Source organism: Luteibacter sp. 3190 (assembly GCF_031456385.1).
Lineage (GTDB): Bacteria > Pseudomonadota > Gammaproteobacteria > Xanthomonadales > Rhodanobacteraceae > Luteibacter.
In genome coordinates this window covers 513,727-537,424 of record NZ_JAVDUO010000001.1, presented here as the reverse complement: position 1 = coordinate 537,424, position 23,698 = coordinate 513,727, and the positions used below count along the sequence as shown (strand labels likewise).

Sequence of the window (23,698 nt, the reverse complement as noted above, 5' to 3'; positions counted from 1 at the left end):
GCAAACGAAAACTGCGCCTATAGGCGCAGCTTCCGTGTCGCTCGGAGATCGACGGGAGGCGCGCCTCCGATCGACGACCAGTCGGTTTCGATCAGGCCTTGACGTGGGCCTTGACGTAGTCGACCGCCTGCTGGACCGTCGTGATCTTCTCGGCTTCTTCGTCCGGGATCTCGCACTCGAACTCTTCTTCGAGAGCCATCACCAGCTCGACGGTGTCGAGCGAGTCGGCGCCCAGATCGTCAACGAACGAAGCGTTGGGGTTCACTTCGTCTTCCTTCACGCCCAGCTGCTCAACGACGATCTTCTTGACGCGCTCTTCGATGGTGCTCATGTTGCCTTTACCTCCCGAGGGGAAAATCCGGCGGCATTGTAGTGGCTAAGGCGGGGGCCCGCCACACACCGCCGTTACGTGGATGGCGCCCGATTTGGTTCGCCGGGCGCGAAATGACGATTGTCTCTCAAAAACGGGCCGGTGGCGACTGCCGCCGGCCCCAGGCCCGTCAGGGCATGTACATGCCGCCGTTGACGTGCAGGGTCTCGCCCGTGATGTAGCGGGCGGCCGGCGACGCCAGGAAGGCCACGGCTTCGGCGATGTCGCTGGCCTCGCCAAGGTGGCCCAGCGCGATGCCCGCCAGCAGCGCTTCACGCTGCTCCTCCGGCAGGGCGCGCGTCATGTCGGTGTCGATGAAGCCCGGCGCGACGACGTTCACGGTGATGCCGCGGGAGCCGATCTCACGCGCCAGCGATTTCGAGAACGCGATGATGCCGGCCTTCGCCGCCGCGTAGTTGGCCTGACCCGGGTTGCCGGTGACGCCGACGACCGACGCGATGCTGATGATGCGGCCCTTGCGCGCCTTCATCATGCCGCGCATCACGGCCTTGGAGGTGCGGAACACCGACGTGAGGTTCGTGTCCATGATCGCGCTCCAGTCGTCTTCCTTCATGCGCATGAGGAGCTGGTCACGCGTGATGCCCGCATTGTTCACGAGCACGGAAACCGCGCCGCTCTCCTTCGCGATGCCGTCGATCAGCGCCTCGATCGCGGCCGGGTCCGTCACGTCGAGCACGCGACCGTGGCCGCCGTGGGCGGCAAGGCGCTCGCCGATGGCCTTCGCGCCGGATTCACTGGTGGCGGTGCCGTAGACGGTGGCGCCAAGGGCGGCGAGGCGGTCGGCGATGGCGGCGCCGATGCCGCGGCTCGCGCCGGTGACGAGGGCGATTTCACCCTGCAGGGCTGCTGTCATGGGGGATGTCCTGTTGTACGTGATCAGGCGGAGGGCGCGAGCGCCGCGTCGAGTTCGGCGGGCGTGCCGATGGCCTTGCCCTCGATCGACTTGTCGATGCGCTTGATGAGGCCGGTGAGGACCTTACCGGGGCCACATTCGATGGTCTGGACGATTCCTGCCGCGGCGAGCGCCTGCACGCACTCGGTCCAGCGGACCGGCAGGTACAGCTGGCGCATCAGCGCTCCACGGATGTCCTCGACGGTGCCGTGCACCTTCGCGTCGGCGTTCTGCACCACGGGGATCGACGGCATGGACCACGCGATGGCGGCCATGCGCTCGCCGAGCGCGTCCGCGGCGTCGCGCATGAGCATGCAGTGCGAGGGCACGGACACCGCGAGCTTCACGGCCTTCTTCACGCCCAGTTCGGCGAGGCGCGCGATGACCCGGTCCACGGCGTCGGCGTGTCCTGCGATCACCAGCTGGCCCGGCGAATTGAAGTTGGCGGGCGCCACGATCTGGCCTTGCGCCATCTCCTCGCACACCTGCGCGATCTGGGCGTCGTCGCCTCCCAGGATGGCGGCCATGGCCCCGACGCCCGGCGGCACCGCCGCCTGCATCAGTCGGCCACGCTCGGCCACGAGGCCCGCGGCATCCTTCAGCGAGAGCGCGCCCGCGGCGACCAGCGCGCTGTATTCACCAAGGCTATGGCCCGAAAGGTACGCCGGCAGGGGGCCGCCCTGCTTCACCCACACGCGCCACACGGCGACGCTGGCCGCGAGCAGGGCCGGCTGCGTGTTCTCGGTGCTGCTGAGGAGGTCCTGCGGGCCATCCTGGCTGATGGCCCAGAGATCGACGCCGGCACCTTCCGACGCTTCGTCGAAGGTGGCCTTCACTTCCGGATGGATGACCGCGAGCTCGGCGAGCATGCCGACGGACTGCGAGCCCTGGCCGGGAAACACGAAGGCGAGCGAGGCGCTGGATGAGGTCATGCGAAACGGTTCCGGGACTTCAAACCGCGCATGGTGCCAGCAACCCATGGGCGAATGCACCATTCGCGGGCGTACGCGGCCGTCCGAGGCGATGCACCGTAGGAGCGCGCCCTGCGCGCGACAGCTTTTGAGGCCGGGAGCCGCAGCACCTGCCGCTCTTCGCAAAAAGATGTCGCGCGCGAGGCGCGCTCCTACGGGCGCCGATCAGTAACGCAGCAGCGCCGAGGCCCACGTGAAACCGCCGCCGAACGCCTCGAGCAGCAGGTTCTGGCCGCGCTGGACCTTGCCCGAACGCACCGCGTAATCGAGCGCGAGCGGCACCGAACCGGCGGACGTGTTGGCGTGCTTGTCGACGGTCACGATCACGCGGTCCATCGACATGTTCAGGCGCTTTGCCGTGGCTTCGATGATGCGCAGGTTCGCCTGGTGGGGGATCAGCCAGTCGATCTCGTCTTCCTTCATGCCAGCGTCCTCGAGGGTTTCGCCGACGAGGGAATCGAGCGTCTTCACGGCGACCTTGAACACTTCGCGGCCGAGCATGTTGATGCGCACGCCGTGGTTCGGCTCGTCCTTGAATCCGGCGGACACGCCGACCGGATTGAACAGGAGATGCTTGAACCCGCCGTCCGCGCGCAGGCGCGTGGTGAAGATGCCCGGCTCGTCCGAGGCTTCCAGCACGACCGCACCGGCGCCGTCGCCGAACAGCACGCACGTCTCGCGTTCCGTCCAGTCGACCATGCGGGTCAGCGTCTCCGCACCGATCACGAGCGCCCGCTTCGACTGTCCGCTGCGGATAAATGCGTTGGCGACGCCGAGGGCATAGACGAAGCCGGAACAGGCGGCGTTGACGTCGAACGCCGCGCAGCCGTTGGCGCCGAGGCGGTGCTGCACGAGGCAGGCGGTGGACGGGAAAATGATGTCGGGCGTGGTGGTGCCGAGGACGATCAGGTCGATCTCGGACGCCTTGACGCCGGCCGCCTCGAGCGCGCGCTGCGCGGCGAGGAAGGCGAGATCGCCGGTGGTTTCGCCGTCGGCCGCGACGTGGCGCTCGGTGATGCCGGTGCGCGTGCGGATCCACTCGTCGCTCGTTTCGACGATTTTTTCGAGGTCGGCGTTGGTCAGCACCTTGTCGGGAAGTGCGCTGCCGGTACCGATGATGCGTGCGTATTTCAGGACCGTATCCCCATGTCAGGGAGGATTCGCCCGGACGCGATCAACGGGCCCGGGGCCGGGATGAATCGGTATGCCACAAACGCAAAGCGGCGCGTCACCGCGCCGCCTGCGTCGAGATCGTCCCTAGGCGGGAAGATCAGTCCTCGACTTCAACCGCACCGCGGGTGTCGATGACCTTCTTGCCACGGTAGAAACCGTCCTTCGTCACGTGGTGACGCAGGTGGACTTCACCGCTGGTCGGGTCGGTCGACAGCTGCACGGACTTCAGCGCGTCGTGCGAACGGCGCATGCCGCGGGTGGACGGGGTCTTGCGGCTCTTGGCAACGGCCATGGCAAATCTCCAGCGAAATTACTTTTTCATGAGTTCGCGGAGTGCCGCGAACGGGTTTTCGGTCGTTTCCTGCGAGGGCTCGTCGTCCTCACCAGGTCCAGTCACGTCGTCGGGCAACTCGTAGGCCGGATTGACCGGAACCAGGGGCAGCGCCAACAGCAGTTCATCTTCGATCGTCACGGAGGGGTCGAGCTTGCCGTCCTCTTCGAGGAGCAGCGGCTCGTATCCCGGGGGAAGGCCGGCTTCCTCCTCTTCCCGCTTGATCAGTCCGAGGCGTGTGTCGACGGCCACCGGGAGCACGAAGGGCTCCAGCGAGCGCTGACAGATGACCGTCAGCGAGGCGTTCGCACGCACCGCCACGTAGGCCACACCCAGTTCGTCACGTCCGAAGTCCAGCTCGTAGGCGACATCGCCTTCCGGCGACGCGACCACTTCGCCGAGACGGGCAAGCGCCGACACGGGAAGATGGCCCTGGAACGAACGCCGCGCACGAACTTCGCGCCAAGCGTCCACGGACGATGGCAAGGTCACGGACATAATCGTGAAATGGTAGGCATCAACATCCCTGAAGTCAACCGGTTAGGCGCCTTCACACGCGTGCGCGGCCGCTTTTGCGCGGCCTGCCGCGTTTCGGGCAGACTGCCGAGGTTCGGGGAATTCTGCCGCAACACGCCTGCGAGGGAGAAGAGGAAGCGTGTTTTCCGTTGCGTATTATGCACTTGCCGGGGTCATCCTGGTGGCCGCCGCGCTGTGCGTGTGGATCCTCCGCCACCAGCGCTCGCGCCGGCGGCATGGCGCGTTGCAGGACCTCATGGACAACGCGGACCGCCTCGAGTCCGATCTCAAGGACTGTCGCGACCGGCTCCAGCGCGCCCATGCCGTGATGTCGGTCAGTCCGGACCTCCCCGCCGCGGGCGAGGTCGAGGCCCAGCAGGCCGTCGACTCCGGACTCCGCGCCCTGCTCCAGCAACGGCTCTGGATCCGCGACCGCGCCCCGGACGCGAGCCAGCGCGAACTCGACCAGGCGGTGGACGCCCTCGTCCGCGCCCGCCACCAGCTCGAGCCGCGCCTGCGCGCGCTCGACGACGCGCAGACGGCCCTCGATACCGCCGTCCGCGAACACATCCACAAGGATTTCTAGCGTGTCACCGCAGCCGACCATCGTCCTCGCCTCCACGTCGCCCTACCGCGCCGCCCTGCTGCGCCGGCTGCTCGATCATTTCGAGCAGGCGGCGCCTGGCACCGACGAGGCGCCGCTGCCGGACGAGCCACCGGCGGATCGCGCCGCCCGGCTCGCCGAAGCCAAGGCGCGGGCCGTGGCGGCGTCGCATCCGGGCGCGGTGGTCATCGGCTCCGACCAGGTCGCGGACCTCGACGGGCGCGTGCTCGACAAGCCCGGCACGGTACACGTGGCGCACCGGCAACTTGCCGCGAGTTCCGGTCGGGAGGTGGTCTTCCATACCGCCGTCTGCGTGATCGACCTGCACGGCGACGCGACCACGCATGTGGACGAAACCCGCGTGCGCTTCCGCGACCTCTCGGCGGAAGACATCGCGCGCTACGTGGAGCGCGAGCGCCCGCTCGACTGCGCAGGCAGCTTCAAGTGCGAAGGCCTGGGCATCGTGCTGTTCGAACGCATCGACAACGAGGATCCCACGGCGCTGGTCGGCCTGCCCCTGATCGCGACCGCACGACTGCTGCGCGCGGCGGGAGTGGTGTTGCCCTAGGTCGCCTAGCGGTCGTAGGCGGCGCGGTAGGCCGTCCACACCGGACAGGCTTCGGGGTCCATCGACGCGTGCCCCGCCCTTGCCCTGGCGTCGTAGAGCGCGAACCGTCGACGGCCGCCGAAGAGATCGACGCGCGATACCGGCACGACGTCGACGACCCGCGAGCAGATCGAGCCCAGCCATGCCGGACGCTCGCGCTCGCGGAGCGATGTCTCGTCGACCACGAGGAGCACGCGTCGCCCCTCGTGCGCCGCCAGGCCCCGCTCGTCGTCGCCCCACGCCGCGAGTTGCGGCGCGCGACCGTGCTTCACGTTCAACGGGCTGTCCAGCGAGTACACGGTCGCCGACGCGCCCAGCACGAAACGCAGTTCCGCGGCGAGCATGAAGTTGTCCGCGACGACGATCGCACCGGGACGCGCCGCGAGACGGGCACGCACCGCGTCCGACGCTTCGCGCCAGCCCGTGAAGTTCGACGGAAACGCCTTGACGTCCGCGAGCACGCCGGCGCCATGCGTCGAGGCGGCGAGACCCAGCCAGGCGAAACCCGCGGCCAGTCCGATGCCGGCGAGCGCGAAACCCGCCAGCGCCGCGCGACGCCAGCCGCTTCCGGCCTCCTGCAGCAGCGACGGCAGCACCGTGCACGCCAGGATCCAGCCGGGCAGCGGCCAGTGCACGCGGAAGCGCACGTCGTCGGCGAACAGGCCCAGCACGAAGTAGCCCAGCACGAAGGTGCCGCCGATGACGCCGACCGCGTCGAACGGCGCCACCGCGCGCCGGCGCCACGCCTGCCACAGCGCCCAGAGCATGACGACCCAGGCGATCGGCGTGCAGGTCAGCGCCTGCTCGAGCGGCTGCACGAGCGCGTCGGCCTGGAATCGCCAGGGATTGCGCTCGACCACCTGGAACGCGACACCCGCGCCGCGCGCTTCGATGTTGTAGAGCGCGATCGGAACGAGACCGATCGCGGCGATCGCCAGGGCGAACCAGAGGCCCGGGCGTCGCCAGAGCGCGCGGCCGCGCGCGGTGATCAGGAGGAAGACGAGCCCGGCGAGCATCGGCATGGCCGCCCGGTAGTGCGTCGTCCAGGCGATGGCGAGGCCGGCGCCCAGGAGGCACCAGTCGACCAGGCGGTCGCGGTCGAGCGCCGCCACCAACCCCTGCGTCGCGAGGAGAATGGCGAAGGTGAGCGGCACGTCGGGCAAGGCGAGCACGCCGAGGCTTCCCGCCAGCGGAAGCAGCGTCACGCCGATCGCCGCCTGCCACCGGGCGGTTTCTCCACCGACGCGTGCCGCGATGGCACCGGCCTGCCAGGGCAGCAGGGCGCCGATACACAGGAACGGCAAACGCATGGCCAGCAGGCCGTGACCTAGGCAGGCTTCCGAGAGCGCGATCAGCCACGCGGTCGCCGGGGGAAGATCGCTATAGCCCGACGCCGGCCGAAGGCTCTCCTGCCAGTAGAACGCCTCGTCACCGAAAGGCGACAACGTGCACGCTATCACCAGCTTGACCACGCACGTCAGCGCGAACAGGACGAGGAAAGCGCCTCGCCACGAACGCGCGCGCGCGGCTACACTCGAACGCTCAACCATCGACATGGCCACGCCGGGGGGCAAACGCATCGCTCATGTCCGCGCCGAATCCGCTCCACGATGAAATGCTGAAGCACCGCCTCGACGCCGCGCTCGCGCAGGTCAACGGCGTGCTGCTGGGCAAGCCGCGCCAGGTGAAGCTCGCCTTCACCTGCCTGATCGCGGGCGGCCACCTGCTGCTCGAAGACGTGCCCGGCGTGGGCAAGACCACGCTCGCGCACGCGCTCGCCGCGACGTTCGATCTCGATTTCCAGCGCATCCAGTTCACCAGCGACCTCCTGCCTTCCGACATTATCGGAGTCAGCGTCTACGAGCGCGAGACCGGCGAGTTCCGCTTCCATCCCGGCCCGATCTTCACCAGCCTCCTGCTCGCCGACGAGATCAACCGTGCGACGCCGAAATCGCAGAGCGCGCTGCTCGAAGCCATGGCCGAAGGCCAGACGACCGTCGACGGCACGACGCACGAACTGCCGAAGCCTTTCTTCGTCGTCGCGACCCAGAATCCGCTCGATCTCGCCGGCACGTTCCCCCTGCCGGATTCGCAGCTCGACCGATTCATGCTGCGCCTGAGCCTCGACTACCCGGACCCGGTCGCGGAACGTGCGCTGCTCACAGGCGAGGACCGTCGGGACATGATGGCCGGTCTGTCGCCTCGCCTCGACATGGCGGCGATCGGACAACTGCATGCCGCGGCCCAGTCCGTGACGACCAGCGGGACCCTGCTCGACTACCTCCAGGCGCTGCTCGCCGCGAGCCGCAAGCACAACGAGGTGCGGGTCGGCCTGTCGCCGCGCGCGGGACTCGCGCTGCTCGCGGCGGCGCGTGCCTGGGCGCTCGTCAGCGGCCGCGATTACGTGATTCCGGAAGACCTGCAGACCGTGTTCGTTCCCGCCGCGGCGCATCGACTCGTACCCGCGCGTGGAAGCCACCGCGAAGCGATCGCACGCGCGATCCTGGCCGAAACGCCGGTACCCTGATGCTCGCCAGCGCGCAGCGCGTCGTCGCCTGGGCGGAGCGGCGCCTGCCCTCGCTCACCCGCCTGCGCCAGCGGGAGCCGCTACCGATCCTCCTGCACCGGCGCCGCATCTACATCGTCCCCACGGCGTTCGGGGTCGGCTTCGCGATCCTGCTCGCCGTCATGCTGGTCGGCTCGCTGAATTATTCGAACAACGCGGCGCTCGTGCTCACCTGCCTGCTGGGTGCCTCGACCGCCGGCAGCATGCTCGTCGCGTTCCGCGTGCTCAATGGCCTGACGATCGGCGGCCTCCGCGCAGGCACGGCGCGTGCCGGCGAAACGATCCGCGTGTCCCTCGACATCGGCGCGAGCCAGCGCGACCGGATGGCCGTACGACTCGACGTGGCGCAACGCGAGTTCGTCTTCGCCGTGCCGGGCGGACGCTCGACCACGATCGAATTCGACCTGCCCACGGAGTTCCGCGGCTGGCTCGACCTGCCCCGGATGCGTGTCCACAGCCGCTGGCCGTTCGGCATGTTCCGCGCCTGGAGCTGGCTGAATCCCGACCGCGCCGTGCTCGTCTACCCCCGCCCGGAAGCGCTCGGCCCCAAGCCGTACGAGCCCGAAGGCGACGCGGACCGTGGCCGTCCCCGTCCCGGCGACGAACTCGCCGCGCTGCGCGAATACCGGCCGGGCGATCCGCGACGGCAGATCGCCTGGAAGCTCAGCGCACGCCATCATGGCCTGCTGGTGAAAGACCTCGAGCAGCCCGCGCCGCAGGAAGACTGGCGGCTCGACTGGGACGGCATGCACGGACTCGACGACGAATCGCGCATCGCGCGGCTCGCGCGCTGGGTCGACGAGGCGCGGGAATCCGGGCGTCGCTGGAGCCTGCGACTCCCCGACGGCTATTTCGACATCGCGCAGGGCGACGAGCATTACCACCGCTGCATGACCGCACTGGCGCTCCGGCCATGACGGGCTTCCGCCGCTCCGTCGCGACCGTCGCCGATCCCCTCCTCGCGCGGCGCTCATTCGACCTTCTGGCCGTGACGATGGCCTTCGTCGTGCTGGTGCACGCGACGCACCTGCCGTGGTGGCTGACGCTCTCCCTCGCGGTGCTGCTCGGCGCCCGCTGGTGGCAACGCCGCCGCGGCGGACGCAATGCGCCCACCTGGCTGAAGCTGCCGCTGATCGGCCTGCTGCTCGGCGCCGTGATCGTGCAGAACGGCACGTTGTTCGGGCGCGAACCCGGCAGCGCGTTCGCCGTGGGCCTGCTCGTGCTGAAGCTTCTGGAAAGCGAGCACCGGCGCGACGCGCGCGTCGGCGTGGCGTTCGCCTGCTTCGCCCTCATGAGCGCCCTGCTCTTCGATCAGGGCCTCGTCGCGACCGTCGTGGTCAGCCTCGGCATCGTGCCGGCGCTGGCGACGCTGCGCTCGCTCGAGGAGATCGATCCGCAGTCGACGCCCTGGTCGCGCGAATTCACGCCGGTGCTGATCGCGCTGCTGGCGGCCGTCCCGCTTTCGTTGTTCGCGTTCCTGTTCGTGCCGCGCCTCAGTTCCCCGCTGTGGGGCACGCCGCAGGACAACCAGGCGAAGGTCGGGCTGTCGAACCAGCTGTCGCCCGGCGAGATGCTCGACATCATGACCGACGACACGCCCGCGATGCGGGTGACGGTCGACGGCGAAACGCTGCCGCCGGGCGCGCGTTATTTCCGCGCCTTCACGATGCAGGTCTTCGACGGCACCGCGTGGCGTCCCTCGTTCCGCGGCACGCGGCGACCTCCGGCGCTCGTCGAGGCCGCACGGACGATCCGCTACCAGGCGTCGCTGGAGCCGACCCACGACCGCGTCGTGCCGATGCTCGACCTCCCGCTTTCGGCGCCGCCCGGCGTTCGCATCCGGCCCGATCAGACCGCCGTCGCCGATCGCCCGATCGATGAAACGCTGGCCTTCAGCGCGACGGCCGCCACGGCGTATCGACTGGAGGCGTCGCTCGATGAGAGTGTTCGCGCCGAGAACCTCAGGCTGCCCCCGAAGACGGGACCCCGCGCGCGCGCGCTGGCCGCGTCCTGGGCGCAGCGCTACGGCAGCGATCACGCGGCGATCGCCGCCGCGGCGCTGGCGCTCTTCCACGACGACTTCTCGTACTCGCTCGCCGCCCCACCCCTCGGACGCGACCGCATCGACGATTTCCTGTTCGGCACGCGCGAAGGCTACTGCGAGCACTTCGCCTCGTCCTTCACGTTCCTGATGCGCGCGGCCGGACTGCCGGCACGTGTCGTCACCGGGTATCAGGGCGGTTACTGGAACGCGTCCGGCAGGTACCTTCTCGTTCGCCACTCGGATGCGCATGCGTGGTCGGAGGTGTGGCTCGATGGCCGGGGATGGGTCCGCTTCGACCCGACGGGCGCGGTGCGACCCGAACGCGTGCAACTGGGCGCGGCGGCCGCCGCAGCGGGTCACGGCGCGGGTGACGGCCTGTTCGACATGGCCTGGTTGCGCGACCTACGCAATCGCTGGGACATCGTCAACCAATGGTGGAACAAGGGCGTTATCGGTTTCGATGCGTTGCGCCAGCAGGGATTGCTGCAACCGTTCGGCGTGCCCCGCGCCGAGGTATCCGACCTCGCCCTCGTGTTCGCGATCGGGTGCGCGCTGCTGGCCGCCGCCGCGCTCGGCTGGGCGCTGTTCCAGCGGCGTGAAGGCGATGCCCTGGATGCGTGGATGAGACGTCTACAGCGGAAACTTGCTCGGGCCGGCGTCTCGCGCCGGACGGGTGAGGGACCGAAGCACTACCTGGCACGCGCGGCGCGCGCGTTGCCCGGACATAGAAATGCATTGGAAAGGTTGAGCGGGCTTTACTTGCGGTCGCGTTACGGGCATGACGAACCGCCGCCTGAATCGGTCGCCGAATTCAGGCGTGCGGTGAAGGAATTAAAGCCGCGCCGCGTGGTCAAATAAGAGCATGGTGTCGGCCGTGCCCGGCACCTGAAGGAGACGTGACATGTCGATGTATAAACCGCTGGTCCTCGCCGCCGCGACACTTGCGCTCGGCGCATGCGCCACGGTGCCCCAACCGTTGCAGGGCCAGTTCAACGACGTTTCCACCGCCGGGGCCCAGCAGGGCGGCGCGCCGGGGGCGAAGGTGCGCTGGGGTGGCGAGATCATCAAGACCGAGCCGGGTCCGCAGCAGACCTGCTTCTTCGTCCTGTCCGAGCCGCTGGACAGCGAGGCGCGCCCGACCGCCAGCAAGAACGAAACGCAGGGGCGCTTCGTCGCCTGCCGCGACGGCTTCTACGATCCGGAAGTGTTCACGCGCGGTCGCGAGATCACGGTGACCGGCACGCTGCATGGCGCCGTCACCCAGAAGGTCGGCGACTTCGATTACGCCTATCCGCGCGTCGAGGCCGATGTCGTCTACCTGTGGCCCAAGCGCGTCCCGGTGACGCGCTACCCGCCAGGCTTCTACGACCCGTTCTGGGGTCCGGGCTGGGGTCCGGGTTGGGGCCCGTACGGCTATGGTCCGTGGGGCGACCCGTTCTGGTACCGCCCGCGCACGATCATCGTGCCGCGCCCCGTGCCGCACCCGCCACCGCGGGCTCGCTAAGGGAAAAGAAAAAGCCGGCGAAAGCCGGCTTTTTTCGTCGGAGCGGACCTGGCCGCGATGGGACGCTCGGTCGGTTTCAGCCCGGCGGCCAGCTCATCTGTCGTCCCGCCAAAAGATGCACATGAATATGGAACACGGTCTGGCCGCCGTGGCCGTTGGTATTGATCACCGTGCGGTAGCCGTCGTTCGCGAATCCCTGGGCGCGCGCATACGCCGCCGCGGCGAGGAGGAGCTTGCCCAGCAGGGTCGCGTCGTCGGGCCGGGCGTCATCCAGCGTCGCGATCGCGCGCTTGGGAATGAACAGCACGTGCACCGGTGCCTGCGGATTGAGGTCGCGGAAGGCGAGCACGTCGTCGTCCTCGTAGACGATGTCGGCCGGGATCTCGCGGCGCACGATCTTCGCGAAGATGGTGTCGGTCATCGAAGGTTTCCTTGCATGGTTAGCCGAGCGATTGCCGGCTGCCGAACGCGTGGGCGAGCGTGCCCCGGTCGACGAACTCCAGCTCGCCGCCCAGCGGCACGCCGTGCGCGAGGCGCGTGGCGCGAATTCCCGCCGCCCTGGCGAGCTGGCCGATGTAATGCGCGGTGGCCTCGCCTTCGACGGTGGGGTTGGTCGCTATGATCATTTCCTCGACCTCGCCCTCCCCCAGCCGCTCGGCCAGGAGCGGAAGGCCGAGTTCGTCGGGACCCAGGCCGTCGAGCGGCGACAGGCGACCGAGCAACACGAAGTAATGGCCGCGGTACCCGGTGGCCTGCTCGATCGCCGCCAGGTCGGACGGCGATTCGACGACGCAGAGCACCTGCTTGTCGCGGCTGGCGGCCGCGCACAGCGTGCACACGGGCGTCTCGCTGAAATTCCGGCAGCGGGTGCAGTTGCCGACGTCGCGCATGGCGGATTCCAGCGCGGATGCGAGGCGCAGGCCACCCTGCCGCTCGCGTTCGAGCAGATGGAAGGCCATGCGCTGCGCGCTCTTCGCGCCGACGCCGGGGAGGCAGCGCAGCGCGTCGATCAGTTCACCGAGGAGGCGGGAGCCGTTGCTCATCGTGGGTGGCGGTCAGCCGTCAGAACGGCATCTTGAAACCGGGGGGCAGATTCAGCCCCGCGGTGACGCCGCCGAGGCGGGTGCGGCTCATTTCGGCGATCTTGTTCACCGCGTCGTTCACGGCCGCGGCGACGAGGTCTTCCGCCATCTCCGGATCGTCGGCGAACGCCTGGCGATCGATGTGCACCGCGCGCACCTCGTGGCCGCCCGTCATCGTCACGGTGACGAGGCCACCGCCGGCGCTGCCGGTGATTTCCGTCTTGGCGAGTTCGTCCTGCGCACGCTTCATTTCGTCCTGCATGCGCTGGGCCTGCTGCATCAGCTGACCGATTTGACCTTTCACGTTCCTGGCTCCACGGGTTTGATCGATTGCGGGATGACGCGCGCGTCGAATTCACGCTTGAGCGTCTGTACGAGCGGATCGGCCTCCATTGAAGCCTCCGCGTTGGCCTGCAGGTCGCTCTGCGCCTGCGCGCGACGCTCGGCGGGGGTACCGAGGTTCCCCCGGTCCGCCACGAAGCGGAAGCGCACGCGGCGGCCGAGCGCCTGCGAGACCTTTTCTTCCATCTGGCTGGTGAGCGGTTCCACGGCCAGGTGCATGTGCGAAGGCGTCAGCGCCAGCACCATGCCTTCACCGTCCATCTCGCGCAGCGAGCAGTTCTGCGCCAGCTGGCCGATCGGACCGCGCAGGTTGGCGCGCTCCACGATCTCGTGCCAGTCCGGCAGGCCGTTCGCACCGACGGAGAGCGGGCGCTGCGCGGCCGGCGCCGGGACCGGAGCCGGCGGCGGAGCGGGCGCAGGCGCCGGAGCGGTGGCCTGCGCCCGCGGTGCCGGCGCGGGTGCCGCGGCGGCGGGAGCGGCCACCGGCCGGGCCGGCGCGGGCTGCGACGGAGCGGCGGCGGGCCGTGGCGCGGGAGCGCCCTGCCCGGCCTCTGCCGGTCGGAACGCGTGCATGCGCAACAGCACCATCTCGAAGCCGATGCGGGCGTCGGGCGCCATCGGCAATTCGCGACGGCCGTTGGTGGCGATCTGGTAATACAGCTGCACGTCTTCCGGCGCAAAGCGCTCGGCCAGCGCCGCGAGGCCCGTGTCGCTCTCCTCACCACGATAGCCCGGCACGAGCTGGATCAGCTGGACGCGATGCAGCACGGTCGCGAGGTCGTCGAGCACGCCGCCGAAATCGGGCGAGAACGAAGCGATGCGATCCGCTTCGGCCATCAACGCCGCGCCGTCGCCCGAGGCGAGCGCGTCGAGCACGCCGAGCACCTGGCCGCGCTCGACGCTGCCGAGCATCGCGCGGACGTCCGCGGCGCGCAGCGAGCCCCCGCCGTAGGCGATGGCCTGGTCGAGCAGCGAGAGGCCGTCGCGCAACGAACCGTCGGCACCATGCGCGAGTTCGCCGATGGCCTCTTCTTCGTACTCGATGGCTTCGGCGCCGAGGATGTGGCGCATCTGGCCGGAGATCTGTTCGGGCAGAAGTCGCTTCAGGTTGAACTTCAGGCAGCGCGACAGCACCGTCACCGGCAGCTTCTGCGGGTCGGTGGTGGCGAGCAGGAACTTCACGTGCGGCGGCGGCTCTTCCAGCGTCTTCAGCAGCGCGTTGAACGCCGGCTTCGACAGCATGTGCACCTCGTCGACGAGGTACACCTTGAAGCGCCCCCGCGACGGCGCGTACTGCGCGTTCTCGATGACTTCGCGCACGTCGTCGACGCCGGTGTTGCTCGCCGCGTCGATCTCGAGCAGATCGACGAAGCGACCGGCGTCCACGGCGGTGCAGACGGCGCACTCGCCGCAGGGATCGGCCGATTCACCGCGCTCGCAGTTGAGCGACTTGGCGAAGATGCGCGCGATCGTCGTCTTGCCGACGCCGCGAGTGCCGGTGAAAAGATAGGCATGGTGCATGCGCCCGGAGTCGAGCGCGTTGGTGAGCGCGCGGACCACGTGCTCCTGCCCCACGAGTTCGGCGAACTTGCGCGGGCGCCACTTGCGTGCGAGGACCTGATAGGACATGCCGTATACCTTGAGGCGACAGGGGATTGTGCCAAGGTCCGGAGGGGTGCGAAAGCGTGCCCCGAAAAGGCGATGACCCTGCCAGCCACACCCCGGCACCCGAATCGTCCGCTACCGTTGCTTCCTTCCGGACCTGGCGGGGTTTACGGACTATCGTCGCGGGGGGACCGACAGGGCCACCATAAAAGATAGTTTTGAACGCTCTGACACACGTGCTTCACTGAACGGCTCGCTTCGCATCGCGAAGATCGCCGCGACCCTGGTGCGCCGGCCGGGATTGCTCGGGCAGTCCTGCCCTCGCCCCTCCGCTTCGCTCCGGGGTCGGCCTGCGGCCGACCAAATTTGTTCCAGACAAATTTGTCGAACCCGCGCGGGTTCAAATCCCGCCCCCAGGCCGACGCTCCGATGAACGGGACCGCGGATCTGGGGTACCTCAGTTCTTGTAACTGGCGGAGAGGGCGGGATTCGAACCCGCGATACGCTATTAACGTATACACACTTTCCAGGCGTGCTCCTTAAACCACTCGGACACCTCTCCGCACTGGTACATCCTTCTTTCCCGGCTTCCGGTTCCGGCAAAGAAGCGGAAGGATAGCCGGAGCGCCGAAACGAGACAAGCGCCGCGCCGCTTTTTCGTGGGAGCGGACCCGGCCGCGACAGCCGTTCGCGACGGATCCGCCAGGCCCCGCTCAGCCCGCCGTCGGCCGCGGCGGATGCGGTTCGGGCAGGGCCAGCGCCTCGCCGGGACGCGCGATCCGGTAGCCGCGCGAGACCAGCGTCTCGCCGTCCTCGGCGCTCCCGTAGTGATACAGCGCCATTCGCCCGCGAACCTCGTCCGGATACTCGCGTTCGAGGTCGTCGACCCCCGTATGGGAAGGGTTGCCGATCACGCCGCAGTCGTGCGCGACCAGCTCGCCCTCGGCACCGTGCAGCGCCAGCGCCTCGGGCACCGGCCGCGTATCGCCGGTGAAGACGAAGCTGCCGCGCAGGGCGATCCCGTAAGACGTGCCCTGGACGTGATGGCGGGTCGGGAAGACGTCGAACCAGAGGCCGTCGTGCCAGAAGCCCCGGGTGCACGGGATGAGGTGGAAGGCCTCCCAGTAGTTCACACCGCCCTCCGCCAGCGCGCCCGGATAGTCGGCGACGCGACCCTGCAGCCAGGGCAGCAGCGCCGCGTGCAGGAAGACCCGGGTCTTGCCGCGCAGCGCCTCGTCGAACCAGAGGCGGAAGAACAGCCGCTCCATGCCCGCGACGTGGTCCATGTGCACATGGGTGACGTACAGCGCCCGTGGCGGCTCACCGTAGGTGGCCATGTAGCGGTCCAGCGTGTCCGGCCCGCAATCCACCAGCAGCACGGGCTCGCCGTCGCGTTCGAGCACCACGGCGGACGAACCGAGCTCCACCGCGTGCGCGGCGCCGGTACCGAGGAAACGCAGGTCCCAGCTCATTCGCGCATGCTCCGTTCGTACTGTTCCTCCAGCGCGGGCCACCATTCGGCATCGAACGTGTCGCCGGCGGCATCGCGCGCGCCGAGCTTCACCAGCGAGCGTTTCAGTCGCGCCAGATTGGCGCGCCGCCAGCCCACCGACGGCCGACGCAGGCGGCCCCGGTCGAAGTCGATCAGATACAGCCCGTCGCCGTTGACGAGGATGTTGTGCGCGTTGAGGTCCGCATGCCATGCCCCTTCGCGGTGGAACGCGGCCACGAGCGCGCCCACCTTCGCGGCGAGCGTCGCGTTGAACGCGCCGTCCGCTAGTCGCTCGGCGAGCGTGGCGGCCTCCGGTATGAGGGCGGTGATGAGATCGGCGGAGTACCGCCAGCCCTTGCGAACGTAACGCGAGGCGATCGGGGCGGGAACCGGAAGGCCTCGCTTTGCCAGCTCGGCGAGCAGCCGGAATTCGCGCGCGCTTCGCGTCCTTCGGCCGCCCATGAACAGATAGTGGTCGCCAAACAGACGCGCGACCATGCCGCCGCGGCGATAATGACGCAGGACGGCCTCGCCGGCCGGGGTCTCGATGATCGCGACCCCGCCGCGCCCACCCGCCTGCGAGCGCAGCGCACCGCGTTCGCGCCAACGGTGGGGCGAGAACCAGTCGGCGTCGACTTGAGGTGCACGGGCGGCGTCGAACAGAATCGTGCCGCCCGCACCCGCATCCAGTTGCTGCTCTGTCATTTGCCCGGCCGCCTTCCGCGGCCACCTGTCCGGTAATCCGATCGTGTCCAGTCTAACAAGCCGCCCCCTCCCGCCGGGAGACTCCAGCCTCTGCATCATGCGGACATCGGCCATTGGTGATGTCACCCATGTGGTGCCGCTGGTGCGCACCTTGCAGGAAAAGTCGCCCGGCACCCGTCTGACATGGATCGTCGGCAAGCTGGAGCGCAAGCTGGTGGGCGATCTGCCGGGAGTGGAGTTCGTCACGTTCGACAAGGGCGCGGGCAAGGCCGGCATCCGTGCCGTCCGCGACGCGCTGGCCGGTCGCCGCTTCGACGCCCTGCTGCACATGCAGGTCGCGCTGCGCTCCAACCTCCTCAGCCTCGCCGTGAAGGCCGATCGGCGCATCGGCTACGACCGCGCGCGCTCGAAGGACCTGCACGGCCTGTTCGTCAACGAGCGGATCCCGGCGCGCAGCGGTGAGCACGTGCTGGATGCCATGGCGAGTTTCATCGAACCGCTGGGCCTGAAGCAGACCGAGGTGCGCTGGGACATTCCGGTACCGGCCGAGGCGCACGAATGGGCCGCGGCGCAGCTTCCCGGCGACGCGCCCACGTTGCTGGTCAGTCCGATGTCGAGCCATACCGTCCGTAACTGGCGCGTGGAACGCTACGCCGCGCTGATCGACCACGCCATGGCGCGAGGTGCGCGCGTGGCGCTCGTGGGCGGGCCGTCGGAACCGGAGCGTGCGCTTGCGGACGCGGTCCTCGCGGCCGTGCGCGAGGCGCCCATGGACCTCACGGGCAAGGACACCCTCAAGCGTTTCATGGCGCTGCTCGCGCGCAGCCACATGATCCTGACGCCGGATTCCGGCCCGATGCACATGGCCAACGCGGCCGGCATAAAGGTGCTCGGGCTGCATGCCGCCAGCAACCCGGACCGGTCGGGCCCGTACTCCGACCGTCGCTGGTGCGTCGACAAGTACGACGCGGCGTCACGGAAGTTCTTCGGCAAGCCGGCCTCGGAGATTCCGTGGGGCACCAAGATCGAGAAACCCGGCGTCATGGACCTGGTGCAGGTCGACGAGATGATCGACCGCTTCGAGGTATGCTCGGCGCACCTGAAGCTCGCGCTGAACCGCTAATGCCGTCGTTGGAGCGCACCTGGGCGCGATTGGGGTCTTGCCGCGAGCAGCTGTCGCGCCCAGGTGCGCTTCTACGAAAACGCCCGCCTCAGGCCTGCGGCGCGCGGTAATCCTGGTACGACTTCTCCTCGATCAGCGTGGAACCGAGCTTGACGTTGATTTCGCGCTTGATGGCCGCGCGCTCGTCGTTCTCGATGTACACCGAACGGGCCAGCTGGATGAACTCGGCGTCGAAGGCCTGCGCCTTTTCCTTGAGGCGGATGTCGTCCTCGATCTTCCAGAGGCGCTGGTTCACGGCGAGCAGGCGCGCCGTTTCGTCGGCGATGTCCGTGTCGGAAGCGGAGTCGTTCTTCCAGGTGGCGTCGAGCAGCTCGAGTTCGTTGCGGACGTTCGCCAGCTTCGCCTCGTCCTTGATCTGCTGCAGCTTGATCTGGAGGATCGTGATCTTGTCGATCAGCTCGCCGTAGGAAACGGGGGTCTGGATGAGGCTCATGGGCAAAATCTCCGGTTCGTCAGACCGCGCAGGTTAGCAGTTTCACGGCCCGCCCGGCGCGCCCTCAGAGCGCCACCACCCCGAAGGTATCGAGCAGGAGCACGACGTTGAGGGCCAGCACGACCAGCGCCGCCACGACCGCGGCGACGCTGACCGCCGGCCGGTTGCGGAAGTGGCCCATGACCGCCCGGCGGCTGGTGAACCAGACCAGCGCGATCATGGGGAACGGCAACGCGATGCTCAGCGCGATCTGGCTGAGCACCAGGGCGCGCGTCGCGTCGACACCGGCGATGACGACCGCGAAGCTCGGAATCATCGTGATGGCGCGACGCAGCCAGAGCGGAATGCTGAAGGACACGAAGCCCTGCATGATCATCTGGCCCGCCATCGTGCCCACCACGGAACTGGAAAAGCCCGAGGCGATCAGCGAGACGAGGAAGATCGTGGCGGCGGCGGCGCCAAGCAGCGGCACGAGCGTCTGATAGGCGGTCTCGATCTTCGCCACGTCGGGATGGCTGCCGTGGAAGGCGCCTGCCGCCATCACCACCATCGCGAGGTTGATCAGACCCGCGACCGACAGCGCCAGCACCACTTCGAGGTTTGACAGCCGGATGATGCGCCGGCGTTCGTCGGTCGTCTTCGGCCGCGCGCGGCGCTCGGTGAGACCGGAATGCAGGAACAACGCATGCGGCATCACGGTGGCGCCGATGATGCCGACGGCGATGGCCACGGCCGCGCCGTCTGGCAGGTTCGGCACGAAGATCTGCCGACCCAGCGACGCCCAGCCGACCGGCGCGATGAACAGTTCCGCGAGGTACGACAGCCCGACGACTCCGACCAGCGCGCCGATCGTCAGCTCCAGCCGGCGATACCCCTTCCCCTCCAGCAACAGCAGGCCATAGGTGACCACCGCCGTGATGCCCATGCCGACGAGCAGCGGAAGGTGGAAGAGCAAGGCGAGACCGATCGCGCCGCCGAGGAACTCCGCCAGGTCGGTCGCCATGGCGGCGAGCTCGCTGACCACCCACATCACGTACACCAGCGGCTTCGGCAGATTCTCGCGGCAGACCTCGGCGAGGCTGTAGCCCGTAACGATGCCGAGGCGCGCGGACAGGCTCTGGAACAGCATGGCCACCAGGTTGGCCATCACCACCACCCAGAGCAGCGCGTATCCGTAGCGCGCGCCGGCCTGGATGTTCGTGGCGAAGTTGCCGGGATCGATGTATGCCACCGACACGACCACCGCCGGCCCGGCGAACGGCAACAGGGCCGACAGGCCCCGGCGACGTCCGTCGAGGACCTCGCGCATGGCCGGTTCTTCGGTCCGCTCCGGAGTGACCTTCTGGAGCACCATCAGCTCCCGTCGACGGCGGTGGCGCCGCCCTGCGCGATCAACATACTACGAATGCCCCGCCGATTCGGTCCGTGGCGACGCGGAAATCTCGGCGGGCGCCGCCTCGATCTCGACCGCATGCACGCTGGGCCGGATGGGCTTGCCGCGCGCATCGGCGACGCCCCGGGTCAGTTCGGCACCGAGCAGCACGATGATCGACGAGTAATAGGTCCACGTCAGCAGCACGATGAAGGCGCCCGCCGGGCCGTACGCACCGCCGACGTCCGAGTACTGGATGTACAGACCGATGGCGTACTTGCCCAGCAGGAACAGCGCCGTCGTCAGGATGGCGCCGATGATCGCCTCGTTCCAGTCGATCACGGCGTCCGGCAGCACCTTGTACATCGTCGCGAAGGCGGCGATGAAGACGACGACGGAGATCGCGTATTCGACGATCTTCCACGCGGTGCCGTCGCCGCGCACCAGGGTCTGGATGGCGGCGCTGACGACGAAGGAAATGATCATCATGAACGCGATGCCGCCCAGCAACGCGAACGCGCGGGCACGGGCGCGAAGCCATGCGCTCAGTGCGGCACCGGGCTTCGGCTTGACGCGCCAGACACGATCCAGCGTGCCCTGCAGCTGCGCGAATACGGCCGAGGCACCGAACAGCGTCACGCCGATGCCGATAATGCCGGCGATATCGCCGAGCTTCGGATGCGACTTCGCGCTCGCGATGACGGCATTCAGCGCCTCGGCCGCCTTGGTGCCTACGACGCCCGCCAGCGCCTCGGAGAGTTCGCCCTGCCATGCGGGATGGAGCATGGATACGGTCCACACGAGCAGAAGCAACAACGGGGCGAAGGACAGCGCCGCGTAGAACGACAACGCCGCCGCGCGGGTGATCAGTTCGTCGTCGCTGAATCCGTCGACCGCCGACATCACCGTGCGTTTGACGCCGCCCCATGCCGCTTTCATCGCCCTGCCTCCGTCATCTCGTCGGCCACACCATCGGTGGACGTCGATAAAGACGGGGCGCAGGCGATGTGAAATCGACGCGGACGAAACGGTTCCGGGATTCGGGTTAGCGGACTCCCTCGTCGCGCTTGCTGATCTCGTCCATCTTTTCCTCCCCCTCCTTGACCTCGCGGTCGCGCTTTTCCTGCTGAGGCTTGTCGTTGTTCGCGACGTAGTCGTTGTTACGGTCACCCGATTGCGGGCGATGATCGCGGGATGTGTCGTTCATGGCGTTTCTCCGGGCCGTGGGTACAGGTGAGGCTCCGCCGCTACGCCTGCCCGCGCCGTGGTCGCGATGTCACGACGCCCGTCACGCCGGTGCCGCCCGCTAAAGTCCGGGCGTGCGGCGCCGATGACTCATTACCTTGCCGAGCGACCGCCCATGCCAGTCCAGCACGCCCGTCACGCCAACCTGCGCGCCATCCTCGACCAGCTCGAGAAGGAAGGCATCTCCGGCTACGAAGCGCAGGCCGCCCACCTCGGCAACGTCACGGGCCACCGGCTCGAGGCGATGGACCAGGGCGGCCACATCGATGTCCTCTTCTCCGAGCATGTGGAATGGGTGTTCCATCGCCGCCGTGGATGGATGGACGAACTGCACGAGGACGACCCGCTGGAGGCGTGATGCCGCAAGGGCCGTTCAGCGTGGCAAGCAGGTAGACGAAGGAAAAAACAAAAGCCCCGCATCGCTGCGGGGCTTTTGTTTTGTACTGGCGGAGAGGGTGGGATTCGAACCCACGGTACGCTTACACGTACGCCTGATTTCGAGTCAGGTACATTCGACCACTCTGCCACCTCTCCGTGAACGGTCGACGGCAGTGGTTGAGCACTGCCGGGCCCGCAATGATAGTGGGTCTTCACGCCCGTGACAACAGGCTTTTGATGGGGCATCCTGCCCGGGCATCCGGGCGCTTCCCGCGCCCTTCCCCTCGCATTCCAGGCCCCACATGATCGAGTTCGGACATGGCACGCATACGGGACTTCGCCGTACGCGCAACGAGGACACCTACTATGCCGACGCCTCGTTGGGCCTGTTCCTGGTGGTGGACGGCATGGGCGGGCATCGGCACGGCGAAGTGGCCTCCGCCACGGCCCGCGACGGCGTCGTGGCGCAGGTGTCCGCCGGCCAGTCGCTCGTCGACGCGATCCAGCGGGTGAACGAGGCGCTGCTGGCGCGTTCCAGCGGCCTGGCCGAGTCGCGACCGATGGGCACGACCATCGCCGCCGTGCGGATCGTCGGTCGCTCGTACGAGGCGGCATGGGTCGGCGACAGCCGGATCTATCGCTGGGATGGCGAGCTTCGCCGCCTGTCGCACGATCATTCCATCGTCGAGGCGCTGGTCGAGTCGGGTGAGCTGACCGAGGAGCAGGCGCGTGCGCATCCGCAGCGGAGCGTGCTGACGCAGGCACTGGGCATCACGTCGCCGGCGCAGCTGCACATCGGCCTCGCGCGTGGCGAACTCGCCCCCGGCGCGCGGTTGTTGCTGTGCACCGACGGGCTCACCGACGAAGTCACCGACGCGCGGATCGGCGAGATCGTGGCACGCACCGACATCGCGGCGCAGGAGAGCGTGGATCATCTGCTGCTCGAGGCGCTCGGTGGCAGTGCGCGCGACAACGTCACGGTGATCCTGCTGCGCGCGGCGGCGTGATCGGCGATTCACTGGCGTAGCGGCACTGTTCCCGGGCGAGCGCGCTCCCACCCGTGGACAGGAGCGCGGCGGGTCAGTGCAGCGTTTCGGATTCCAGCTTGCGCCAGATGCTCTGGCCGCCCGACGACTTGTCGAGCGCATCGAGGCGTTTCGTGTGCAGTTCGAGTTCGTGCGCATCCGCGCGACGCACGATGGGTCGACGCGTGATCACGATCTCGCCCAGATGGCTCGGGCCGCGGTGGTCTGCACCCGCATCGAGGGCGAAGTCGAGCGTCACCTGGCCCGAGGTCATCGCGATATAGACTTCGGCGAGCAGCTGGGCGTCGAGCAGGCCGCCGTGGAGGTCGCGCTTCGTGTTGTCGACCCCGAGGCGCTTGCACAGCGCATCGAGGCTGTTGCGCTGCCCGGGATACATCTGCCGCGCCATGAGCAGCGTGTCGAGCACCGTGGCGTGATCGGTCACCGTGCCGTACGCGTCGCCCATCCGCTTCAGCTCGGCGTTGATGAAGCCGACGTCGAACGCCGCGTTGTGGATGATCAGCTCCGCGCCGCGGATGAACTCGATGAACTCGTCCACCTTGTCGCGGAAGAACGGCTTGTCGACGAGGTCGGCGTCCTTGATGCCGGTTACCGCGCTCGCCTCCGCGTCGATCGCGCGCTCGGGGTTCAGGTAGGTGTGGAAGTGGCGGCCCGTGGGGCGCCGGCCGATCATCTCGACCGCGCCGATTTCGATGAGCCGGTGACCGAGGTGCGCTTCGAGGCCGGTGGTTTCCGTATCGAGGACGATCTGCCTCATGCCACCTTCCCCTTCGCCTTGTAGATGATCGCCTGGTCGCGCGCCGCGACATCGACGCGCTCGTTCTCGACGTGGCCGTTATGCCCCTTGACCCATTCCCACGTGACCGTGTGCGCCGCGGCGGCCTGGTCGAGGCGGATCCAGAGGTCCTGGTTCTTCACCGGCTTCTTGTCGGCGGTCTTCCAGCCGTTGCGGCGCCATTTCGGCACCCACTCCTGCACGCCCTGCATGACGTACTTCGAATCGGTCATCAGGTGCACGTTGCAGCGGCGCGTGAGCGCTTCGAGCGCGCAGATCGCGGCCATCATCTCCATGCGGTTGTTCGTGGTGTCCGCCTCGCCGCCGGAGAGCATCTTTTCCACGCCCTTCGCGCGCAGCAGCGCGGCCCAGCCGCCGGGGCCGGGGTTACCCAGGCAGGCGCCGTCGGTGAAGGCTTCAACGGTATCGGTGTCGGTCATA

At 68.4% G+C, this 23,698-nt stretch carries 28 protein-coding genes, 2 tRNA genes and 1 other RNA gene; 9 read left to right on the top strand and 22 right to left on the bottom strand.

Annotated features, from left to right (window positions below; all coding sequences use genetic code 11):
• Nucleotides 1-91 precede the first annotated feature (91 nt).
• The 6 genes from acpP to J2X58_RS02590 form a co-directional block, all read right to left on the bottom strand.
• Complete coding sequence (gene acpP, locus J2X58_RS02615; RefSeq protein WP_090054201.1) at nucleotides 92-331, bottom strand: acyl carrier protein; 240 nt, start codon at nucleotides 329-331, stop codon at nucleotides 92-94.
• Between the two features lie 169 nt (nucleotides 332-500).
• Nucleotides 501-1,244, bottom strand: a complete 744-nt coding sequence (gene fabG, locus J2X58_RS02610; RefSeq protein WP_310046257.1) for a 3-oxoacyl-ACP reductase FabG — start codon at nucleotides 1,242-1,244, stop codon at nucleotides 501-503.
• 23 nt (nucleotides 1,245-1,267) lie between these two features.
• Nucleotides 1,268-2,215: an ACP S-malonyltransferase gene (gene fabD / locus J2X58_RS02605; protein WP_310046256.1), complete on the bottom strand. Its 948-nt coding sequence runs from the start codon at nucleotides 2,213-2,215 to the stop codon at nucleotides 1,268-1,270.
• Between the two features lie 204 nt (nucleotides 2,216-2,419).
• A complete protein-coding gene (locus tag J2X58_RS02600; protein ID WP_090054207.1) occupies nucleotides 2,420-3,388 on the bottom strand; it encodes a beta-ketoacyl-ACP synthase III in 969 nt (322 codons plus the stop codon).
• 136 nt (nucleotides 3,389-3,524) lie between these two features.
• Entirely contained in the window at nucleotides 3,525-3,719 is a 195-nt protein-coding gene (rpmF, locus tag J2X58_RS02595; protein WP_090054210.1) for a 50S ribosomal protein L32, read from the bottom strand.
• Nucleotides 3,720-3,737: 18 nt separating this feature from the next.
• Entirely contained in the window at nucleotides 3,738-4,256 is a 519-nt protein-coding gene (locus J2X58_RS02590) for a YceD family protein (RefSeq protein WP_090054212.1), read from the bottom strand.
• A gap of 157 nt (nucleotides 4,257-4,413) precedes the next feature.
• On the opposite strand from J2X58_RS02590, the gene J2X58_RS02585 reads away from it, so the two are divergent.
• Nucleotides 4,414-4,860, top strand: a complete 447-nt coding sequence (locus tag J2X58_RS02585; RefSeq protein ID WP_254779140.1) for a hypothetical protein — start codon at nucleotides 4,414-4,416, stop codon at nucleotides 4,858-4,860.
• A gap of 1 nt (nucleotide 4,861) precedes the next feature.
• Nucleotides 4,862-5,446 (top strand): Maf family protein, encoded by a 585-nt coding sequence (locus J2X58_RS02580; RefSeq protein WP_310046255.1) that lies wholly within the window; start codon nucleotides 4,862-4,864, stop codon nucleotides 5,444-5,446.
• A gap of 5 nt (nucleotides 5,447-5,451) precedes the next feature.
• Here the strand turns inward: J2X58_RS02580 and J2X58_RS02575 are convergent, their stop codons facing one another.
• A complete protein-coding gene (locus tag J2X58_RS02575; RefSeq protein ID WP_310046254.1) occupies nucleotides 5,452-7,065 on the bottom strand; it encodes a glycosyltransferase family 39 protein in 1,614 nt (537 codons plus the stop codon).
• Nucleotides 7,066-7,100: 35 nt separating this feature from the next.
• Between J2X58_RS02575 and J2X58_RS02570 the strand changes: the two genes are divergently transcribed.
• Genes J2X58_RS02570 through J2X58_RS02555 form a run of 4 tightly spaced genes read left to right on the top strand, consistent with a single transcriptional unit; the run spans nucleotide 7,101 to nucleotide 11,599 of the window.
• The gene (locus J2X58_RS02570; RefSeq protein ID WP_310046253.1) at nucleotides 7,101-8,012 is read left to right on the top strand and encodes an AAA family ATPase; all 912 of its coding nucleotides are present in this window, start codon (nucleotides 7,101-7,103) and stop codon (nucleotides 8,010-8,012) included.
• Nucleotides 8,012-8,968, top strand: coding sequence for a DUF58 domain-containing protein (locus J2X58_RS02565; RefSeq protein WP_090177652.1), 957 nt, complete (start codon nucleotides 8,012-8,014; stop codon nucleotides 8,966-8,968). The genes J2X58_RS02570 and J2X58_RS02565 overlap by 1 nt, the downstream gene beginning before the upstream one ends.
• A complete protein-coding gene (locus tag J2X58_RS02560) occupies nucleotides 8,965-10,953 on the top strand; it encodes a DUF3488 and transglutaminase-like domain-containing protein (protein ID WP_310046252.1) in 1,989 nt (662 codons plus the stop codon). Before J2X58_RS02565 ends, J2X58_RS02560 begins: the two co-directional genes overlap by 4 nt.
• 43 nt (nucleotides 10,954-10,996) lie before the next feature.
• Nucleotides 10,997-11,599 carry a Slp family lipoprotein gene (locus tag J2X58_RS02555; RefSeq protein ID WP_090177658.1) on the top strand — a complete coding sequence of 201 codons (603 nt, stop codon included), beginning with the start codon at nucleotides 10,997-10,999 and terminating at the stop codon, nucleotides 11,597-11,599.
• 76 nt (nucleotides 11,600-11,675) lie between these two features.
• Here the strand turns inward: J2X58_RS02555 and J2X58_RS02550 are convergent, their stop codons facing one another.
• From J2X58_RS02550 to J2X58_RS02515, 8 genes are all read right to left on the bottom strand, one after another.
• Entirely contained in the window at nucleotides 11,676-12,020 is a 345-nt protein-coding gene (locus J2X58_RS02550; protein WP_310046251.1) for a histidine triad nucleotide-binding protein, read from the bottom strand.
• Between the two features lie 19 nt (nucleotides 12,021-12,039).
• On the bottom strand, nucleotides 12,040-12,642 hold the full coding sequence (recR, locus tag J2X58_RS02545; RefSeq protein WP_090054224.1) for a recombination mediator RecR: 603 nt from the start codon (nucleotides 12,640-12,642) through the stop codon (nucleotides 12,040-12,042).
• A gap of 19 nt (nucleotides 12,643-12,661) precedes the next feature.
• Nucleotides 12,662-12,985, bottom strand: a complete 324-nt coding sequence (locus J2X58_RS02540; RefSeq protein ID WP_090054226.1) for a YbaB/EbfC family nucleoid-associated protein — start codon at nucleotides 12,983-12,985, stop codon at nucleotides 12,662-12,664.
• Nucleotides 12,982-14,652 (bottom strand): DNA polymerase III subunit gamma/tau, encoded by a 1,671-nt coding sequence (gene dnaX, locus J2X58_RS02535; RefSeq protein ID WP_310046250.1) that lies wholly within the window; start codon nucleotides 14,650-14,652, stop codon nucleotides 12,982-12,984. The genes J2X58_RS02540 and dnaX overlap by 4 nt, the downstream gene beginning before the upstream one ends.
• Nucleotides 14,653-14,728: 76 nt before the next feature.
• Nucleotides 14,729-14,825, bottom strand: an RNA gene (ffs, locus tag J2X58_RS02530) — signal recognition particle sRNA small type.
• Nucleotides 14,826-15,099: 274 nt separating this feature from the next.
• Nucleotides 15,100-15,190 (bottom strand) — tRNA-Ser (locus J2X58_RS02525).
• Between the two features lie 151 nt (nucleotides 15,191-15,341).
• Complete coding sequence (locus tag J2X58_RS02520; RefSeq protein ID WP_310046248.1) at nucleotides 15,342-16,100, bottom strand: MBL fold metallo-hydrolase; 759 nt, start codon at nucleotides 16,098-16,100, stop codon at nucleotides 15,342-15,344.
• Nucleotides 16,097-16,825 (bottom strand): 3-deoxy-D-manno-octulosonic acid kinase, encoded by a 729-nt coding sequence (locus J2X58_RS02515; RefSeq protein WP_310047884.1) that lies wholly within the window; start codon nucleotides 16,823-16,825, stop codon nucleotides 16,097-16,099. The genes J2X58_RS02520 and J2X58_RS02515 overlap by 4 nt, the downstream gene beginning before the upstream one ends.
• A gap of 97 nt (nucleotides 16,826-16,922) precedes the next feature.
• On the opposite strand from J2X58_RS02515, the gene J2X58_RS02510 reads away from it, so the two are divergent.
• Nucleotides 16,923-17,948: a glycosyltransferase family 9 protein gene (locus J2X58_RS02510; RefSeq protein WP_310046247.1), complete on the top strand. Its 1,026-nt coding sequence runs from the start codon at nucleotides 16,923-16,925 to the stop codon at nucleotides 17,946-17,948.
• An 88-nt stretch (nucleotides 17,949-18,036) separates the two neighbouring features.
• On the opposite strand, the gene J2X58_RS02505 is transcribed toward J2X58_RS02510, so the two are convergent.
• The 4 genes from J2X58_RS02505 to J2X58_RS02490 form a co-directional block, all read right to left on the bottom strand.
• Nucleotides 18,037-18,441, bottom strand: a complete 405-nt coding sequence (locus tag J2X58_RS02505; protein WP_310046245.1) for a DUF6165 family protein — start codon at nucleotides 18,439-18,441, stop codon at nucleotides 18,037-18,039.
• A 64-nt stretch (nucleotides 18,442-18,505) separates the two neighbouring features.
• Nucleotides 18,506-19,795 (bottom strand): Nramp family divalent metal transporter, encoded by a 1,290-nt coding sequence (locus tag J2X58_RS02500; protein WP_310046244.1) that lies wholly within the window; start codon nucleotides 19,793-19,795, stop codon nucleotides 18,506-18,508.
• Between the two features lie 45 nt (nucleotides 19,796-19,840).
• Nucleotides 19,841-20,752: a YihY/virulence factor BrkB family protein gene (locus J2X58_RS02495; RefSeq protein WP_310046242.1), complete on the bottom strand. Its 912-nt coding sequence runs from the start codon at nucleotides 20,750-20,752 to the stop codon at nucleotides 19,841-19,843.
• 106 nt (nucleotides 20,753-20,858) lie between these two features.
• A complete protein-coding gene (locus tag J2X58_RS02490; protein ID WP_175472801.1) occupies nucleotides 20,859-21,020 on the bottom strand; it encodes a hypothetical protein in 162 nt (53 codons plus the stop codon).
• 153 nt (nucleotides 21,021-21,173) lie between these two features.
• On the opposite strand from J2X58_RS02490, the gene J2X58_RS02485 reads away from it, so the two are divergent.
• Nucleotides 21,174-21,416 (top strand): hypothetical protein, encoded by a 243-nt coding sequence (locus J2X58_RS02485; RefSeq protein ID WP_310046240.1) that lies wholly within the window; start codon nucleotides 21,174-21,176, stop codon nucleotides 21,414-21,416.
• Nucleotides 21,417-21,502: 86 nt separating this feature from the next.
• On the opposite strand, the gene J2X58_RS02480 is transcribed toward J2X58_RS02485, so the two are convergent.
• Nucleotides 21,503-21,592: transfer RNA gene (locus J2X58_RS02480), tRNA-Ser, on the bottom strand.
• Between the two features lie 146 nt (nucleotides 21,593-21,738).
• On the opposite strand from J2X58_RS02480, the gene J2X58_RS02475 reads away from it, so the two are divergent.
• Nucleotides 21,739-22,443: a protein phosphatase 2C domain-containing protein gene (locus J2X58_RS02475; RefSeq protein WP_310046239.1), complete on the top strand. Its 705-nt coding sequence runs from the start codon at nucleotides 21,739-21,741 to the stop codon at nucleotides 22,441-22,443.
• A gap of 73 nt (nucleotides 22,444-22,516) precedes the next feature.
• On the opposite strand, the gene dnaQ is transcribed toward J2X58_RS02475, so the two are convergent.
• Nucleotides 22,517-23,239: a DNA polymerase III subunit epsilon gene (dnaQ, locus tag J2X58_RS02470; protein WP_090054243.1), complete on the bottom strand. Its 723-nt coding sequence runs from the start codon at nucleotides 23,237-23,239 to the stop codon at nucleotides 22,517-22,519.
• Complete coding sequence (gene rnhA / locus J2X58_RS02465) at nucleotides 23,236-23,697, bottom strand: ribonuclease HI (protein ID WP_090054245.1); 462 nt, start codon at nucleotides 23,695-23,697, stop codon at nucleotides 23,236-23,238. The genes dnaQ and rnhA overlap by 4 nt, the downstream gene beginning before the upstream one ends.
• Between the last annotated feature and the right edge of the window lies 1 nt (nucleotide 23,698).